The sequence below is a fragment of the Micromonospora sp. NPDC048947 genome, assembly GCF_040649495.1.
GTDB lineage: Bacteria > Actinomycetota > Actinomycetes > Mycobacteriales > Micromonosporaceae > Micromonospora > Micromonospora alfalfae.
In genome coordinates, this window is the sequence record NZ_JBEZFO010000003.1 from 370,254 (window position 1) to 387,351 (window position 17,098).

Consider the following 17,098-nt stretch of genomic DNA (forward strand, 5'->3'; position numbering starts at 1 on the left):
GCGGTCGAGGTCCACTGTGAGAACGGGTGCGAGCGGGCGACCGAGGAGACGAGGACCACGACCGTCGGCGCGGACGGTGGAGCCGCCGAGATCACCTCGGTAGGGTAGGTCCCGGTCGGCTCCGACCAACAAGATCCACACCGCCGGGGGGCGCCAGGCATGGCCGATTCGTTCGCGCATCTGCACGTGCACACCGAGTACTCGATGCTCGACGGAGCGGCCCGCCTCAAGGACCTGTTCGCCGAGGCCAACCGGCTCGGCATGTCCGCCGTGGCGATCACCGACCACGGCAACATGCACGGCGCGAACGACTTCTACAACCAGGCGATGGCCGCCGGGATCACCCCGATCCTGGGCGTCGAGGCGTACGTGGCGCCGGAGTCGCGCTACCACAAGGCGCGGGTGAAGTGGGGTCGCCCGGAGCAGAAGAGCGACGACATCTCCGGTAACGGCGCGATCACCCACAAGACCATGTGGGCGAAGAACGCGCAGGGCCTGAAGAACCTCTTCACCCTCAACTCGCGCGCCTCCATGGAGGGGCACTACGTCAAGTGGCCCCGGATGGACATGGAGCTGATCGCCGAGCACGCCGAGGGGATCATGGCGACCACCGGCTGCCCGTCCGGCGCGGTGCAGACCCGGCTGCGGCTGGGCCAGTTCGACGAGGCCCTCAAGGTCGCCGCCAGCTACCAGGACATCTTCGGCAAGGACAACTACTTCCTGGAGATCATGGATCACGGCCTCTCCATCGAGAGCCGGGTCCGCGAGGGGCTCACCGAGATCGCCCGCAAGCTGGACATCCCGCCGGTGGTCACCAACGACTCGCACTACACCCACGAGGCGCAGGCCACCGCCCACGACGTGCTGCTCTGCGTGCAGACCGGCAGCAACATCGACGACCCGAACCGGTTCCGGTTCGAGGGCGGCGGCTACTTCATCAAGAGCGCCGACCAGATGCGCGCTGTGGACTCGTCCGAGCTGTGGCAGGAGGGCTGCCGCAACACACTGCTGGTCGCCGAGAAGGTCGACCCGAAGGGCATGTTCGAGTTCCACAACCTGATGCCGCGCTTCCCGGTGCCCGAGGGGGAGACCGAGGAGTCCTGGTTCCGCAAGGAGACCTTCGCCGGCCTGGCCCGCCGCTATCCGAACGGCATCCCCGAGGGGCACGTCGTCCAGGCCGAGTACGAGCTGGGCGTCATCAACCAGATGGGCTTCCCGTCCTACTTCCTGGTGGTCGCCGACTTCATCCAGTGGGCGAAGAACCAGGGCATCGCTGTGGGTCCGGGCCGTGGTTCGGCCGCCGGGTCGCTGGTGGCGTACGCGCTGGGCATCACCGACCTGGACCCGATCCAGCACGGCCTTATCTTCGAGCGGTTCCTCAACCCCGAGCGCGTCTCGATGCCGGACGTCGACATCGACTTCGACGAGCGTCGGCGCGGTGAGGTGATCAAGTACGTCACCGACAAGTGGGGCGACGACAAGGTCGCCCAGATCGCCACCTTCGGCACGATCAAGGCGAAGGCCGCGATCAAGGACTCCGCCCGGGTCCTCGGCTTCCCGTACGCGGTCGGCGACCGGATCACCAAGGCCATGCCACCGGCGGTGATGGGCAAGGACATCCCGCTCACCGGCATCTTCGACAACAAGCACCCCCGCTACGCCGAGGCGGGCGAGATCCGCGGCCTGTACGACTCCGACCCGGACGTCCGCAAGGTGATCGACACGGCCAAGGGCATCGAGGGGCTGATCCGTCAGACCGGTGTGCACGCCGCCGGCGTCATCATGTCCGCCGAGCCGATCATCGAGCACATCCCGCTGATGCGCCGCGACGCCGACGGCGCGATCATCACGCAGTTCGACTACCCGACGTGCGAGTCGCTCGGGCTGCTGAAGATGGACTTCCTCGGCCTGCGCAACCTGACGATCATCGACGACGCGGTCAAGAACATCGAGCTGAACCACGGCCGGAAGCTCGACCTGCTGGGCCTGCCGCTGGACGACAAGGCCGCGTACGAGCTGCTGGCCCGCGGTGACACCCTGGGCGTGTTCCAGCTCGACGGTGGGCCGATGCGGTCGCTGCTGCGGTTGATGAAGCCGGACAACTTCGAGGACATCTCCGCCGTCCTGGCCCTGTACCGACCCGGCCCGATGGGCGTCGACTCGCACACCAACTACGCGCTGCGCAAGAACGGCCTCCAGGAGATCACGCCGATCCACCCGGAGCTGGAGGAGCCGCTGCGGGAGATCCTGGCGCCCACCCACGGCCTGATCGTCTACCAGGAGCAGGTGCAGCGCGCCGCGCAAATCCTCGCCGGCTACACCCTCGGTCAGGCGGACCTGCTGCGCCGGGCCATGGGTAAGAAGAAGAAGGAGATCCTCGACAAGGAGTTCATCCCGTTCCGGGACGGCTGCCGTGAGCGCGGCTACTCCGACGAGGCGATCCAGGCGGTGTGGGACGTCCTGGTGCCGTTCGCCGGCTACGCCTTCAACAAGGCGCACTCCGCCGCGTACGGCCTGGTCTCCTACTGGACCGCGTACCTGAAGGCGCACTATCCGGCCGAGTACATGGCCGGGTTGCTGACCAGCGTCGGCGACGACAAGGACAAGATGGCGCTCTACCTGGCCGAGTGTCGCCGGATGCGCATCCAGGTGCTGCCGCCGGACGTGAACACCTCGGCCGGGCCGTTCACCCCGGTCGGCAAGGACATCCGCTTCGGCCTCGCCGCCGTCCGCAACGTCGGGGCGAACGTGGTCGCCTCGATCATGCGCTGCCGGGAGGAGAAGGGCGAGTACGCCGACTTCTACGACTTCCTGTCCAAGGTGGACGCTGTTGTCTGCAACAAGAAGACAATCGAATCGCTGATCAAGGCGGGTGCTTTCGACTCCCTCGACCACCCCCGCAAGGGCCTGCTCGCGGTGCACGCCGACGCCATCGACGCGTACGCGGATGTCAAGCGCAAGGAGGCGGTCGGCCAGTACGACCTGTTCGGCGCCGGCTTCGGTGACGCCGACACCGGCAGCACCACAGTGATGCCGACCATCGGCGACAGCGAGTGGGACAAGCGCGACAAGCTGGCCTTCGAGCGGGAGATGCTCGGCCTGTACGTCTCCGACCACCCGCTGTTCGGTCTGGAGCACATCCTCAACGCGGCGGCCGACACCACGATCGCCTCCCTGGCCGAGGAGGGCGGGGTGCCCGACGGGGCGGTCATCACCCTCGCCGGCATCCTCTCCGGAGTGCAGCGCCGGGTCACCAAGCAGGGCCGTGCCTGGGCGTCGGCCACCCTGGAGGACCTGGCCGGTGGGGTGGAGACGCTGTTCTTCCCCAACACCTACGAGGTGATCGGGCAGTACATCGCCGAGGACGCCATCGTGGTGGTCAAGGGGCGGGTGGACCGCCGCGACGACACCCCACGGATCATGGCGATGGACATGTCGATGCCGGACGTCAGCACCAGCGCCACGAACAAGCCGGTCACCCTCACCATCCCTGTGCACCGCTGCACACCACCGCTGGTGGAGAAACTCAAGGAAACCCTCGTGCTGCACCCCGGTGACACCGAGGTGCACGTCAAACTCCAGAACGGCGGGCGCACCACCACCCTGCGGCTGGGTCCGTTCCGGGTGGCGGCCACGACCGCGCTGATGGGTGACCTGAAGAGCGTCCTCGGCCCGGCCAACGTGAGCTGAGAACGCATCGGTCCGGCCGGCCTGCGCCGGCCGGACCGCCGGGCTCACACCCGCTCGGGGGCGCTGATCTCGCGCAGCTTGCCGTCGGCCAACCGCAACCAACGCTGCACGCCGATCTCGGCGAGGAACCGTTCGTCGTGGCTGACCACCACGAACGCCCCCTGGTACGCCGACAGCGCGCTCTCCAACTGACCCACGCTGACCAGGTCCAGGTTGTTCGTCGGCTCGTCGAGCAGCAGCAGTTGCGGCGCCGGCTCGGCGCAGAGCACACAGGCGAGGGTGGCGCGCAGCCGTTCACCGCCGGAGAGCACCCCGACCGGCAGGTTCACCCGGGCACCTCGGAACAGGAACCGGGCGAGCAGGTTCATCCGCTTGGCGTCCGGCAGGCTCGGCGCGTACGCGGCGAAGTTCTCCGCCACGGTGCGGTCGAGGTCCAGCAGGTCCAGCCGCTGTGACAGGTACGCGATCCGCCCGTCGCCGCGCTTCAACTCACCGCCGGACGGTTGCAGGTCACCGTTGACCAGGCGCAGCAGCGTCGACTTGCCGACGCCGTTCGCCCCGGTCAGGGCGATCCGCTCCGGCCCCCGGATCACCAGGTCGGCGCCGTCGCCGCCGAACAGCTCCCGGTCGTCGAAGTGGGCCCGCATGCCCTGGCCGGAGAAGACGGTGCGCCCGCCCGGGACTGTGGTGTCGGGCAGGTCCACGACGATGCGGTCCTCGTCGCGTAACGCCCGGCCGGCCTCGTCGAGTCGGGCCTTGGCCTGACCGAGCCGGGACGAGTGCGTCTCCTGCGCCTTGCCCGCCGACTCCTGCGCGCTGCGTTTGAGCCCACCGGCGACGATCCGGGCCAGGCCGGCGTTCTTCAGATTCTTGGAGGCGTTGCTGGCCCGCCGGTCGGCCCGTTCCCGAGCCTGCTGCATCTCCCGCTTCTCCCGTTTGACCTCCTGCTCGGCGTTGCGCAGGTTGCTCTCGGCCACCTCCCGCGCCGCGTGCACCGCCTCGGTGTACGCGGTGAAGTTGCCCCCGTACCAGCGGATCTCGCCCTGGTCCAGCTCGGCGATGCGGTCCATCCGGTCCAGCAGTTCCCGGTCGTGGCTGACCAGCAGCAGGCACCCGGACCACTCGCTGAGGACGTCGTAGAGCTTGTGCCGGGCCTCCAGGTCCAGGTTGTTCGTCGGCTCGTCGAGCAGCAGCACGTCCGGGCGGCGCAGCAGTTGCGCCGCCAGGCCGAGGGAGACCACCTGGCCGCCGCTGAGGGTGTGCAGCCGGCGGTCGAGCGACAGCTCACCCAGGCCGAGTCGGTCCAGCTCCGAGCGGGTGCGCTCCTCGATGTCCCAGTCATCGCCGATGGTGGCGAAGTGCTCCTCGCTGGCGTCGCCGGCCTCGATGGCGTGCAGCGCCGCGATCCGCTCGGCGACGCCCAGCACCTGCGCCACGCTCAGGTCGCCGACCAGCGGCAGCGTCTGCGGGAGGTAACCGAGCACACCGTCGACGGTGACGCTGCCGCCGCTGGGCCGCAGCTCCCCGGCGATCAGCCGCAGCAGTGTGCTCTTGCCGGCGCCGTTGGGCGCGACAAGGCCGGTGCGCCCGCCCGGGACGGTGAAGGACAGCTCCGAGAAGACCGGGGTGTCGTCCGGCCAGGAGAAGGACAGGTTCGAGCAGACAATGAACGCATCAGACATGCGAGTGACCTCAAAGGGTGGGGTGGGCGCGCCTCAGCCGCCCGACGACAACGGGAACCGGTGGAACGACAAATGGCCACCTCGGCTGCGCGAGAGGCGCGCCGAACCGATGGCCGAACACGTCCGGTCTCACCCGGAGATGTCGTCGTCACCCGCCATGTCTGGTCTCCCTGGTCGTGCCACCAACCCAACGCGCCAAGTCTAACAACGGATCTTCGCCCCGCCACCGAGTTCGCCCCAACCCCGTCGATCTTGCACTTGCTGTCGGAGAAATGTCGCTGTTACCCCCAAAGGTCCCAGCAGTAACTGCAAGATCGACGCGGTGGGGGGCGTTCAGCGGGGGCGGTATTCGACCTCGGGGCGGCCGGGGGTGCCGTAGCGGGGGGTGCGGGCGGCCCGGTCGACAGTGACCAGGTACTCCAGGTAGCGGCGGGCCGTTACCCGGGAGATGCCGGTCAGCGCGCTCACCTCGGTCGCGGACAGCCCGACCCCGGCGCGGGTGCCGTCGGTGAGCGCGGCGCGTACCCGGTCGAGGGTCTGCGCGTCGAGCCCCTTGGGCAGGCTGTGCCCGGCGGCACCGCGCAGAGTGGCGAACATCTGGTCCACCTCGTGCTGGGCGGCGACCTCGCCGTCGGCGAGCGCCTGGGCGCGGTAGTCGGCGTAGCGCTCCAGCTTGTCGCGGAACGCGGCGAACGTGAACGGCTTGAGCAGGTAGTGCGTCACCCCGAGGGACACCGCGGTGCGCACCACCGCCAGGTCCCGAGCGGACGTCACCGCGAGCACGTCGACGCTGCTGCCGGCCGCGCGCAGCGCCCGGCAGACGTCCAAGCCGTGCAGGTCCGGCAGCCGAAAATCAAGGAGTACGAGGTCCACGTCGCCGCCGCCGCCCGCGCGCAGGGCCGCCATCGCCGCCCGCGCGGTGTGCGCCACCCCGACCACCACGAAACCAGGAACCCGTTCGGTGTACGCGCTGTGCGCCTCGGCCAGCAGCGGCTCGTCCTCGACGACCAACACCCGGATGGCGGTCATGACCGCTCAATTCTGCTCGGCAGCCGGACGGTGAACAGGCTGCCGCCGTCGTCGGAGCGACACACCTCGGCGCTGCCACCGTGCCGGCGTACCACCTGCCCGACCAGCGCCAGGCCGAGGCCCCGGCCAGTGCTCTTGGTGGACCAACCGCGCCGGAACGCGTCGGCGACCCGCTCCGGTGCCAGCCCGGGGCCGTTGTCGGCCACCCGGACCACCAGCTCGTCGTCGGTCGCGCCGACGAAGACCCGCACCCGGCGCGGCGCCGGCGTACCGGCCACCGCCTCCAGGGCGTTGTCCACCAGATTGCCGACCACCGTGAGCAGATCACCGGTCGGCAGTGGACTGTCGTCGAGGCGGCAGTCCGGCTCGACGACCAGATCCACCCCGCGCTCGCCAGCCTGTGCGGACTTGCCGAGCAGCAGCGCGGCCAACGCCGGCTCGGTCACCGCGCCGACCACCCGGTCGGTCAGCTGTTGGGCGAGCGCCAGGTCCCGGGTGCCGAGCCGGACGGCCTCGTCGGCGCGGCCCAGCTCGACCAGGGTCAGCACCGTGTGCAGCCGGTTGGCCGACTCGTGGGTCTGCGCCTGCAACGCCTCGGTCAACGCGCGCACCGAATCCAGCTCGCTGGCCAGGGTGCGCAGCTCGGTCTGGTCGCGCAGGGTCAGCACGGTGCCGAGCACCGCACCTTCGAAGCGGGTGGTCCGCTGGTTGGCGACGAGCACCCGGTCACCGGCGACGATCGGCTCGTCGCGGGCGTCGCGGCCGGAGTCGAGCAGCTCGGCCGCCGCGGGCGGCAGGTCGATCCCGGCCACCGGCTGGTCGATCACCGGCGCGTCCGCGTCGAGCCCCAACAGCCGGCGGCCCTCGTCGTTCACGAGCGCCACCCGACGATCGGTGGTCAGCACGACGAGACCCTCCCGTACCGAGTGCAGAACGGCGTCGTAGTACTCGTACATCCGCGTCATCTGGGCCGGCCCCAGACCGTGCGTCTGGCGGCGGAGCCGGCGGCTGAGCAGCCAGGAGCCGGTCGCGGCGAGCGCCAGAGCCGGCGTGACCACACCGAACAGCACAGGCAACTGGCCGAGCAGCTTCTTGTCGATCTCACGGGTGGTGATGCCCACCGAGACCAGACCGACGAGGCGTCGCCGCTCGTCGTAGACCGGAACGACAGCGCGTACCGACTCGCCGAGCGTCCCGACGTTTGTGGTGGTGAACGCGCGGCCCGCCAGAGCGGGCCCGATCTCACCGACGAACGGCTCGCCGATCCGGTCCGGGGTCGGGTGCGAGAAACGGGTGCGGTCGGGGGCCATCACCACCACGAAGTCGGTGCCCGTTGCCTGCCGGGTCGATTCGGCGTACGGCTGGAGCACCCGCGCGGGGTCGACGGTGGTGAGGGCCGCGCGGACGTCGGGGGAGCCGGCCACTGTCTGCGCCACGGCGAGCACCTCGTCCTGTGCGGCCTGGCGGGAGTCGCTGCGGGCCAGCCAGACGGCGCCCGCCGCCCCGGCCAGCACGAGCAGCGTCACCACCATCGCCTGGAGTGCGAAGAGTTGCCCCGCGATGCTCCACTGCCGTCGGGCCACCTCCACCACCTCCTCGTCGCGCCACCGTTCGCGCCACCGCGGTGAACAGAATGACCGCAAGGCTGTCAACGGGTGAGACGCGCTTCACATTGTCGACATGGACACCACCGCATCCGCCACCACCCCGGCACCGGCGGTCCGCCGGGACCGTACCCGTTACCTGTATCTGGCCGTCATCGTGGCCGTCGTCGCCGGCATCGTGGTCGGCCTGGTCGCCCCCGATTTCGGCAAGGAACTCAAGCCGATTGGCACCGGCTTCGTCAACCTGATCAAGATGATGATCAGCCCGGTCATCTTCTGCACCATCGTGCTCGGCGTCGGCTCCGTCCGGCAGGCCGCGAAGGTCGGCAAGGTCGGCGGCCTGGCCCTCGGCTACTTCCTGACCATGTCGACAGTCGCGCTCGCCATCGGCCTGGTCGTCGGCAACGTCATCCACCCCGGCTCCGGCCTGAACCTCGGCCCGGACCTCGCCGGCTCCGGCAAGGCCGCCGCCGGTGACGAGGCCGCCGGTACCGCTGACTTCCTGCTCGGGATCATCCCGACGACGCTGCTCTCCTCGCTCACCGAGGGCAAGGTGCTCCAGACGCTGCTGGTCGCCCTGCTGGTCGGCTTCGCCGTGCAGGCCATGGGTCGGCGGGGTGAGCCGGTACTCAGCGCCATCACCGTCATCCAGCGGGTCGTCTTCAAGGTTCTTGCCATGATCATGTGGCTGGCACCGATCGGTGCGTTCGGCGCGATGGCCGCCGTGGTCGGCGCGACCGGCGTGGACGCCCTCAAGAGCCTCGCCCAGATCATGGTGGGCTTCTACGCCACCTGTCTGATCTTCGTGCTGGTGTTCCTGGGCGCGCTGCTGTGGTTCGTGGCCCGGATCTCGATCTTCTCGTTGCTGCGTTACCTGGGCCGTGAGTTCCTGCTGATCCTGTCGACCTCGTCGTCGGAGTCGGCGCTGCCGCGGCTGATCGCCAAGATGGAGCACTTCGGTGTGAGCAAGCCGGTCGTCGGCATCACGGTGCCGACCGGCTACTCGTTCAACCTGGACGGTACGGCGATCTACCTGACCATGGCGTCGCTGTTCATCGCCGACGCGTTGGGCAAGCCGCTGGCCGTCGGCGAACAGATCTCGCTGCTGCTGTTCATGATCATCGCGTCGAAGGGCGCCGCCGGGGTCACCGGTGCCGGGCTGGCCACACTGGCCGGCGGCCTCCAGTCGCACCGGCCGGACCTCGTCGACGGGGTCGGACTGATCGTCGGCATCGACCGGTTCATGTCGGAGGCGCGGGCGCTGACCAACTTCGCCGGCAACGCGGTGGCGACCGTACTGGTGGGAACCTGGACCGGCGAGTTCGACAGGGAGCGGGCGGCCGGTGTGCTGAGCGGCAATGACCCGTTCGACGAGGCCACGATGGTCGACGAGCACGACGACGACGAGGCGGCGTCCCGCCCCGACGAGAAGGAGGCCACGCCGGCCGGAGCCACGGCCGGAGCCACGGCCTGAGCCCGGCCTGAGCCCGGCCTGAGCCCGGCCTGAGCCCTGGCCTGAGCCCCGGCCGGAGTCACGGCCCGAGTCACGGGCCGGAGCCCCGGCCCGAGTCACGGCGTGGACCGGGGTCGCGGCGGCGCAACGCCGCGGCCCCCTCCGGCGGTGATCCACTCCGCTTCCTGAAAGTCGGGGCGTCCGAGCCGCCGGGACACCGCGACGTCCTGAAAATCGAGTTGATCAGGGGGCGGTGGTCACCGCACCGTGTTGCCGTGTCTGCGTCCAGGCCGCGCCGGCCGCGACCGCTGCGGCGGCCACTCCGAGTATCTCCACCACGAGCATGCTTACCGACCATCGGGTCGCCTGCGCCCTATTCGACAGCGATCGTTGGGCGTACCAGGCCCGTTGGGCCTCGAGACGGCCGGTCAGGTACGCGGCACGGCGCTCATCGAGGGAGGCGGTCCGCAGTCTCCGCATTCCTTCCGTGATCTGTTGCCCAGCCACCGCTGGGGCCGCCAACGAGGCGGCCGACATGTCTCGGGTCAGGCCCAACAGTCGGTTGGTGAATTCCTCGGCGCTGTCGGAGTCGCTCCGGGTGCGGGGAAATGGGTCGGCCGCGATGGTGAATCACCACGTGAGCGACTTGATGGATTCGGAGAGGGCTCTGCCGACGTACCACCGTTCATTGGGTCGATTGGTGAGGAGGAAGACCTCGACGATCGCGGCCACCAGGAGCAGGGACGCCCGCAGCTCGACCACCGTTGGGGGGCGGACGACGATCCCGGCGAACAGCCGGTTCGTGGGCGGTCTAGACGGTAGACCCATCCGTCCACCCGGGCCGTCCGAGCGTGTGGGGCTAGGACGTGGCGGCCTTGTCGCAGGGGACGCCGATGCCGAGGTCGACGCTGTCGTTCTGGCCGTTCGACGTCACGATGAGCGGTACGCAGGCGGCCTGCGCGACCCAGGTGCCGCCGACGAAGGCCATCCACTGGGCCTGCCCACCCTCGGGTGTGCAGGCGTGCACCGTGACGGCCGCCGCGGGCGTGCCGGTGCCGCCCCAGCCGAGCCGGGCCCTGTCCTGCCAGCCCGGCGCCACCCGCAGGTCGACGACTGTGCCGGCGCGGACGATGAGCCCCCATTTGGCGAACAGTCGTGCCGCTGGCTCGGTCTCGCCGGAATCTTCCGCCGACATCACGGGGGCGTCGGGCACCGCCACGTCTTCGCCCACCAACCGGTAGCCCGCCGGCGGTGCTGGCAGCGTGTCGACAGATGGTGTGCACGGCGGCCCACCAGTGCTTGTGCCGGTCGTCGGCGCCGCGGGGTTGGCCGGCGGCGTGGCGTGCCGGCGTGGGTCACCTGGCGGTGTGCAGGCGGCCAGGACCACCGTCAGGCACAGGAAGCCCCACCCGGCCGTGGTCCGGCCGCTCCGGCGTTCGGCGGAATTCGAATTCATTCGATATTAATAGCAGGTTACCGATATACGCGTCGGTAACGTTGCGGTGGGCGACAGTGCTCGTGCCGATAGTGGAGTTATGTCTCAATGAACGATCGGTCAGCAGTCGATCTTGCGTGTGACATATCCGACTACCGCTTTTCCAGCCCCCACAGAAATTGGGCACGTAAACCTCGGCGGGTACCTTCCTTTCGTGCCAGACGCCTCTCGACAATTGATTGCCGACCGCTATCGGCTGGTCCGTCCGCTCGGCCAGGGCGGGATGGGCCGCGTGTGGCAGGCCCGCGACGAGACGCTCCAGCGCGACGTCGCCATCAAGGAGTTGGTGGCGCCGCCCGGCCTGCGTGACGACGAACGCCGCGAGATGCGCGAACGGTCCATGCGCGAGGCGCGGGCCGTCGCCCGCCTGGGCCACCCCAATGTGGTACGCGTCTTCGACGTGCTGCACGCGGGCGGCGACCCCTGGATCGTGATGGAACTCGTGCCGTCCCGGTCCCTGCAACAGGTGCTCGAAGCCGAAGGGTCGATGCCGGCGGACCGCGCCGCGCGGATCGGGCTCGGCATCCTGGGTGCGCTGAGCGCCGCGCACCGGGCTGGCGTGCTGCACCGGGACGTCAAGCCGGCCAACGTGCTGCTCGGCGACGACGGCCGGGTGGTGCTGACCGACTTCGGTCTGGCCACCCTCCCCGGCGACCCACGGATGACCCAGACCGGGATGGTGCTCGGCTCGCCGGCTTTCCTCGCGCCCGAGCGGGCCACCGACGGCGACGTGGGACCGGCGGCCGACCTGTGGTCGCTCGGCGCCACCCTCTACGCGGCGGTCGAGGGACGCACCCCGTACCACCGCTCGTCGCCGATCGCCACGCTGGCAGCCCTCGCCACCGAGCCGCCACCGCCGGCACAACGAGCAGGTCGGCTGACCCCGCTCCTGGAAGGACTGCTGCGCCGTGAGCCGGATCAGCGGATCAGCGCCGACGAGGCGGATCGTCTCCTGCGGGAGGCCACCGCACCGGACGTGCCAGCCGCCGAGGTGAGCACCACCGGTGGCGGGCCGTTGACCCGGATCACCGCCACGACCGCCACCGCCGACGATGGGCCCCGTCCGACGATCGTGCCCGAGTTCGTCACCGCCGAGCCCGGTCCCCCCGCCGCACCGGCCGTCCCCGCCGCGCCGGCCGTCACAGCCGCGCCGGCCGTCACAGCCGCACTGGGTTCCGGGTCGGGGCGCAAGCGTCGGGCTCGGCTGATCGGGTCGATCGGGGCCGCCGCGCTGCTGGTCGTCCTGCTGGTCACCGCGTCCCTGCTGAACGCCGGGCTTTTCGGTGGCGCGGGTGACGGCAAAGTGCCGGCACCGGCAGTGAACCCGTCGCCGATCGCCGAGACGCCGGTGTCCAGGGTGCTGCCGCCGCCGCCCGCGGGTTGGCGCTACTACCGTGACGATCCCCGCTTCCTCGTACCGGTGCCCGACGGCTGGCAGGCGCGGCGCGACGGTGAGCGCGCCGCGTTCCGCGAGCCGGACGGCAGCCGCGTGCTCGTCGTCGACGAGCTTCGGTCCATCCCAGCGGACCTGGTCGCCGAGTTGCGGGAGCGGGAGGGGTCGCAACGAGGGCGGTACGCCGACTACCGGCAGGTGCGGCTCGGCGCGTTGCGCTACCAGTTGCGGGCAGCCGAATGGGAGTGGGCGTACACCGACGAGGACGGCACGCCGATGCACACGTTGAGCCGTGTCTTCGTCGGCCACAACGGGCACGCGTACTCGATCGACTGGACCACCTCCGCCGCCGAATGGTCCGCGAGCGCGGCCGTCCTGGCGCTGATCACCGATGGTTTCCAGGGCCTGCCGGTGGCCGGTGTCCCGCCGTCCCGACCCGCCGGACCGCCACCGTCGGCGAGCGTGGGGCCGCCGTCGCCAGGGACGGGCAGCGGCACGACGACCGGCCCGGGGGATCCGACGCACCAACCGGCTGCCCCGCCGCCGCCGTCCCCCACGCAGGGCAGCACGCCCGCCGGGAAGCAGATCTCCAATTTCGCCAGTGACCGTTGCATCGACATCCCGGACGGCAACGCCGTCGCCGGTGCGCGGCTGCAGATCTGGGACTGTCGGCGGACCGCGAAGCAGCTGTGGACCTTCCCCGCGGACGGCACCGTCCGTTCGATGGGCAAGTGCCTGGATGTCGCGGGCCACTCCACGGAGGACGGCGCTGCCGTTCAACTCGCCGAGTGTTCCGGCGCGGCGTCGCAGAGGTTCACCCTCAACAAGGCGTACGACCTGGTGAACACCAGGGCGGACAGGTGCGTCGACGTGCTCGACTCGAACCCCGACAACGGCGCCCGGCTGCAGATCTGGCAGTGCAGCGGCAACGCCAACCAGAAGTGGCGTGCCAACTGAGCGCTGACGGCAGGGGCTGAGGTGGTTACGGTCGTGGATGCCGAGGTTCCCGACCGTTCGAGGAGTGATCGCATGCCCCCCTCTCCGTCCCGGCTCTTCGCCGAGATAGCGACGGCCGAACCGCCCGCCGAGACCAGAGTGGTCATGCGACGGGCGGTGGTGCTCGGTGGCAGCATGGCCGGGTTGCTGGCGGCTCGGGTGTTGAGCGACCACGCCGAGGAAGTGCTGATCGTCGAACGGGATCCGTCCGATGTCGGTGCCGGTCCACGGCCGGGCGTGCCCCAGGGCAGTCAGGTGCACGCGCTGCTGCCCGCCGGTCAGGTCCAGTTGGAGCGCTGGTTTCCCGGCATCGCCGACGAGGCGCTGACGCTCGGTGCCCCGCCGCCACCGCGTGACCCGGGCACGGCGAAGGTGTTCGTGAACGGCATGTTGGGTCTGCCGCCCGCGGCGACCGGCACCGGGCCGGCGCTGATCACCACGCGTCCGTTCCTGGAGGCGCTGGTCCGCCGACGCACCCTCGCCATCGACAACATCCGCATGGTGTACGGCCGGGCGGAGGGTCTGCTCTTCGACCAGCGGCGGGTCAAAGCCGCCCGCTACGTGCCCGAGGGCGGCACCGAGCCCGTCGTCGAGGCGGCGGACCTGGTGGTCGACGCGATGGGGCGGTCCAGCCGGTTGAGCGACTGGCTGGCCGAACACGGGTGGCCGCGCCCGCCGCTGCACCGCATGCCGATCAAGCTGAACTACGCCACGGCGCTCTTCACCCGCGACGAGAAGGTCAGCGACGCCTGGGTGGCGGTGTTCCACACCATGGCGGGCAAGGGGCGTACCGCCCGGATCGGTGGGATCAACTCGGTCGAGGGGGACCGCTGGATCATGCTGGTGGCCGGGTACGACGGTGACCGGCCCAGCCGCGACGTCGCCGACTTCACCGCCCGTTGCCGGGAGCACTATCCGCAGATGTTCGGCGACATCGCCGAACACGGGGAGATGCTCGGCGGGGTGGTCACGTACCACCAGGCGGACAGCCGACGCCGTGACTTCCACAAGCTCGACCGTCTGCCCGCCGGGTTGGTCGCCGCCGGCGACGCCGTCGCCTCCTTCAACCCGGTGTACGGCCAGGGCATGACCTCCGCGGCACTGCACGCCTCCTGCCTGTCGAAGTACCTGCGCTCCGGTCCCAAGCCGCACGACGAGCCCGCGCACGCGTACTTCGACCAGGTCCGCGTGGTGGTCGATGCCGCCTGGCAGATCTCCACCACCGCCGACATCGAGCTGCCGCACGTCGACGGGCCGTACCCGCCCGGTTACAAGGTCACCAAGTGGTTCGGGGACCTGCTCTTCCGGGCGTCGCTGACCGACCCGGTGCTCAACGCCCGACTGGGTCGGGTCACCACAATGCTCGACCACCCGGCCGCCCTGAGCCGCCCCGGCACCCTGTTCCGGGCCATCCGGCTCGGCCTGCTCGGCGGCTCCCGGCGGTGATTCGTCGGCAAACCCGCCGCCGATGGCGGGGTGCGGTGGAGAATGGTGGGCCGGGGAGGGGTGCTGCGACGAACCGGGGGAGCGGGCGTGCTCGGAACCAGCCTCCTTGGCCGGCTTCGCCGCCGTGACCCGGGTGACGCCATCCTGCGACGCGCGGCCCGGCTGACGCTCGTCGCGTCAGTCGTCTTCTACGGCTGCCAGTACGGCGCGGGCAGCTCGACGCTCGCCACGTACGCGTTGTTCGGCACCATCGCCGCCGGGTCGTTCGCCCAGCTACCCGGTCCGGCGCCGCAACGGGCGCGGATCCTCGTGCTGTCGCTGCCGGTGGTGTGGGCGCTGATCGCGGTGGGCTCGCTGTTGGCCTGGAGCACCTGGGCGGCGGCCGGTGGCATGCTGGTCGTCGGTTTCGTGGTGGCGTTCGCCGGGGTCGGCAACCCGCGCCTGGTGGGGTTGGCCAGCGCGTTCCAGCTCTTCTACATCCTGGCGTCGTTCCCGCCGTACCAGCCGGGCACCCTGCCGGAGCGACTCGGTGGGGTGACCCTCGCTGTCGTGCTGCTCGCCGCGGCCGAGGTGTTTCTCTGGCCCGACCCGGTGCCGGTCTCCTACCGGCAGCGCCTGGCCGAGGCGGCGGACGGCGTCGCCGCCTTCCTCGACGTCGCCGCCGAGCGGTTGACCGACCCGCACACCGCTGTGAGTGAGCGGGACGCGCGGCGCGAGCGGGCGTACGACGTGGTGGCGGCGATCGAGCTGAACCGCAGCCCTCCGGCGTGGGCGCCCACCGCGGCGGGTGCTCAGGATCGGGCGTTGCGGATCTGCGCGGCCGCGTTACGGGAGGTGCTCGCCGAGGCGGACCGGTTGGCGGCGGACGCCCCGCCGGAGCCGATCCCGGACCTGGCGGCGGCGCGTCTGCTGCGCTCCTGCGCGAACACCACCCGCGCGGCCGGCCGGAGCCTGTCGCCGGGTGCCCCGGCGGTGGCCCCGGACGACCTGGATGTGGCGGTCGGACGAGCCGAGGCGGCGTATCCGGTGGGATCCGGCCAGGTCCGCGACGCGCCGGACGTACCCCGGTTGTGCCGGGACGCGACAGCGCTGGCCCTCGCGGACCAGGTGCGGGTCTTCGTCGTCGGTTCCCGGGTGGCGACCGGGGCGCGCCTCGGCGGCGGCGACGCCTCCTCGGAGCTGTTCGCCTACGCCCGGCGCAGCCCGTGGACGCTGTACTGGTGGCAGTTCCGCTCCCACCTGGCGCCGCGCTCGGCCCACCTGCACAGCTCGCTGCGGCTGGCCGTGGCGCTCGCCATCGCCCGGGTGGCCGCCGGGGTGTTGCAGCTGACCCACGGCTTCTGGGTGCTGCTGGCCACCCTCACGGTTCTGCGCACGTCTGCCGCCGACACTCGCACGGCGCTGCGGCCGGCCGTGCTGGGCACCATCGTCGGCGCGATCGTCAGCGGCGGGGTGATGCTCGTCGTCGACGAGCCGATCGTGTACGCCGTCGTCCTGCCTGTCACCCTGCTGCTGGCGTTCGGCGTCGGCCGCCTGCTCGGTCCGGTGTGGCAGCAGGCGCTGTTCACAGTGCTGCTGACAGTCGTCTTCGCCCAGCTCAGCCCGGCAGGGTGGCGGCTCGCCGAGGCCCGCCTCGTCGACGTGCTGCTCGGCGCGGTGATCGGCGTGCTCGCCGGGGTGGCGATCTGGCCGCGCGGCGCGGGCCACGATCTGCGGTACAACGCCACCCGCTACCTGGCGGCCAGCGCGGACGCCGTCGAACAGACTGTCCAGTCGATGCTCGGTGACGCTCCGCCACCAGCGGGAGCGCTCAGGCGGGTACGGCACCGGATGGTCCTGATCGACTCGTCGTACTGCCAGTACCACTCGGAGCGGCACGATCCGCACCGTCAAGAGGTGAACTGGGACGCCGTGCTGAGCGCCGGGCACCATGTAGTGCCCGGAGCGGAGTCGCTGCTGCGCCGCAACCCGCCCGGCTGCCTCGCCGGTTGGCCCGGCGCGGCGGCGCTGCTGCGGGACTCCACCGGGCGTCTGCGGTCGGCGTACGACGCCCTCGCCGACGAGGTCGCCCACGGCCGGACACCGGAGCGGGCGCCGGTCCCGACCAGCTGTGTCGACCAGTTGGACCGGATCCGCCCGCTCCTCGGCGAGGCAGACCATCGGTCGGTCCGGCACCTGGTGGAGGTCGACAGGTGGCTCGCCGGCCTCGCCGACAGCCTCGCCCGGATCCCAGTGCCCGCCGCCGACGAGTCGGTCGGGCGCCGACGGCAGCCGTGACACCGGTGCCGCCGACGTCGATGTGACCGATCC

At 70.8% G+C, this 17,098-nt stretch carries 9 protein-coding genes and 1 pseudogene; 5 read left to right on the forward strand and 5 right to left on the reverse strand.

The window, feature by feature from the left end; all coding sequences use genetic code 11:
• Positions 1-159 precede the first annotated feature (159 nt).
• Positions 160-3,690, forward strand: coding sequence for a DNA polymerase III subunit alpha (dnaE, locus tag AB0B98_RS07120; RefSeq protein ID WP_357287509.1), 3,531 nt, complete (start codon positions 160-162; stop codon positions 3,688-3,690).
• 44 nt (positions 3,691-3,734) lie between these two features.
• Here dnaE and abc-f read toward each other — a convergent pair whose 3' ends face one another.
• The 3 genes from abc-f to AB0B98_RS07135 all read right to left on the reverse strand — a co-directional run bounded on the left by abc-f (position 3,735) and on the right by AB0B98_RS07135 (position 7,984).
• Positions 3,735-5,372 (reverse strand): ribosomal protection-like ABC-F family protein, encoded by a 1,638-nt coding sequence (gene abc-f, locus AB0B98_RS07125; RefSeq protein WP_357361355.1) that lies wholly within the window; start codon positions 5,370-5,372, stop codon positions 3,735-3,737.
• Between the two features lie 333 nt (positions 5,373-5,705).
• The gene (locus AB0B98_RS07130; protein WP_238670781.1) at positions 5,706-6,401 is read right to left on the reverse strand and encodes a response regulator; all 696 of its coding nucleotides are present in this window, start codon (positions 6,399-6,401) and stop codon (positions 5,706-5,708) included.
• Entirely contained in the window at positions 6,398-7,984 is a 1,587-nt protein-coding gene (locus AB0B98_RS07135) for a sensor histidine kinase (RefSeq protein WP_357361356.1), read from the reverse strand. Before AB0B98_RS07135 ends, AB0B98_RS07130 begins: the two co-directional genes overlap by 4 nt.
• Positions 7,985-8,081: 97 nt before the next feature.
• On the opposite strand from AB0B98_RS07135, the gene AB0B98_RS07140 reads away from it, so the two are divergent.
• Complete coding sequence (locus AB0B98_RS07140; protein WP_357361357.1) at positions 8,082-9,479, forward strand: cation:dicarboxylase symporter family transporter; 1,398 nt, start codon at positions 8,082-8,084, stop codon at positions 9,477-9,479.
• Positions 9,480-9,701: 222 nt separating this feature from the next.
• Here AB0B98_RS07140 and AB0B98_RS07145 read toward each other — a convergent pair.
• A pseudogene (locus AB0B98_RS07145) lies at positions 9,702-10,286 on the reverse strand (DUF4231 domain-containing protein).
• 31 nt (positions 10,287-10,317) lie between these two features.
• Positions 10,318-10,914, reverse strand: a complete 597-nt coding sequence (locus AB0B98_RS07150; protein WP_357361358.1) for a hypothetical protein — start codon at positions 10,912-10,914, stop codon at positions 10,318-10,320.
• A gap of 193 nt (positions 10,915-11,107) precedes the next feature.
• On the opposite strand from AB0B98_RS07150, the gene AB0B98_RS07155 reads away from it, so the two are divergent.
• The 3 genes from AB0B98_RS07155 (at position 11,108) to AB0B98_RS07165 (ending at position 17,065) form a co-directional block, all read left to right on the forward strand.
• Positions 11,108-13,303 carry a serine/threonine protein kinase gene (locus AB0B98_RS07155; protein WP_357361359.1) on the forward strand — a complete coding sequence of 732 codons (2,196 nt, stop codon included), beginning with the start codon at positions 11,108-11,110 and terminating at the stop codon, positions 13,301-13,303.
• Between the two features lie 72 nt (positions 13,304-13,375).
• The gene (locus tag AB0B98_RS07160; protein ID WP_357361360.1) at positions 13,376-14,788 is read left to right on the forward strand and encodes an FAD-dependent oxidoreductase; all 1,413 of its coding nucleotides are present in this window, start codon (positions 13,376-13,378) and stop codon (positions 14,786-14,788) included.
• Positions 14,789-14,875: 87 nt separating this feature from the next.
• On the forward strand, positions 14,876-17,065 hold the full coding sequence (locus AB0B98_RS07165; RefSeq protein WP_357361361.1) for an FUSC family protein: 2,190 nt from the start codon (positions 14,876-14,878) through the stop codon (positions 17,063-17,065).
• Positions 17,066-17,098 lie beyond the last annotated feature (33 nt).

Coding starts and splice junctions, on each gene's coding strand:
- AB0B98_RS07140 (WP_357361357.1), top strand. CDS start 8,082: ATGGACACCACCGCATCCGCCACCACCCCGGCACCGGCGGTCCGCCGG.
- AB0B98_RS07130 (WP_238670781.1), bottom strand. CDS start 6,401: ATGACCGCCATCCGGGTGTTGGTCGTCGAGGACGAGCCGCTGCTGGCC.
- dnaE (WP_357287509.1), top strand. CDS start 160: ATGGCCGATTCGTTCGCGCATCTGCACGTGCACACCGAGTACTCGATG.
- abc-f (WP_357361355.1), bottom strand. CDS start 5,372: ATGTCTGATGCGTTCATTGTCTGCTCGAACCTGTCCTTCTCCTGGCCG.
- AB0B98_RS07160 (WP_357361360.1), top strand. CDS start 13,376: ATGCCCCCCTCTCCGTCCCGGCTCTTCGCCGAGATAGCGACGGCCGAA.
- AB0B98_RS07150 (WP_357361358.1), bottom strand. CDS start 10,914: ATGAATTCGAATTCCGCCGAACGCCGGAGCGGCCGGACCACGGCCGGG.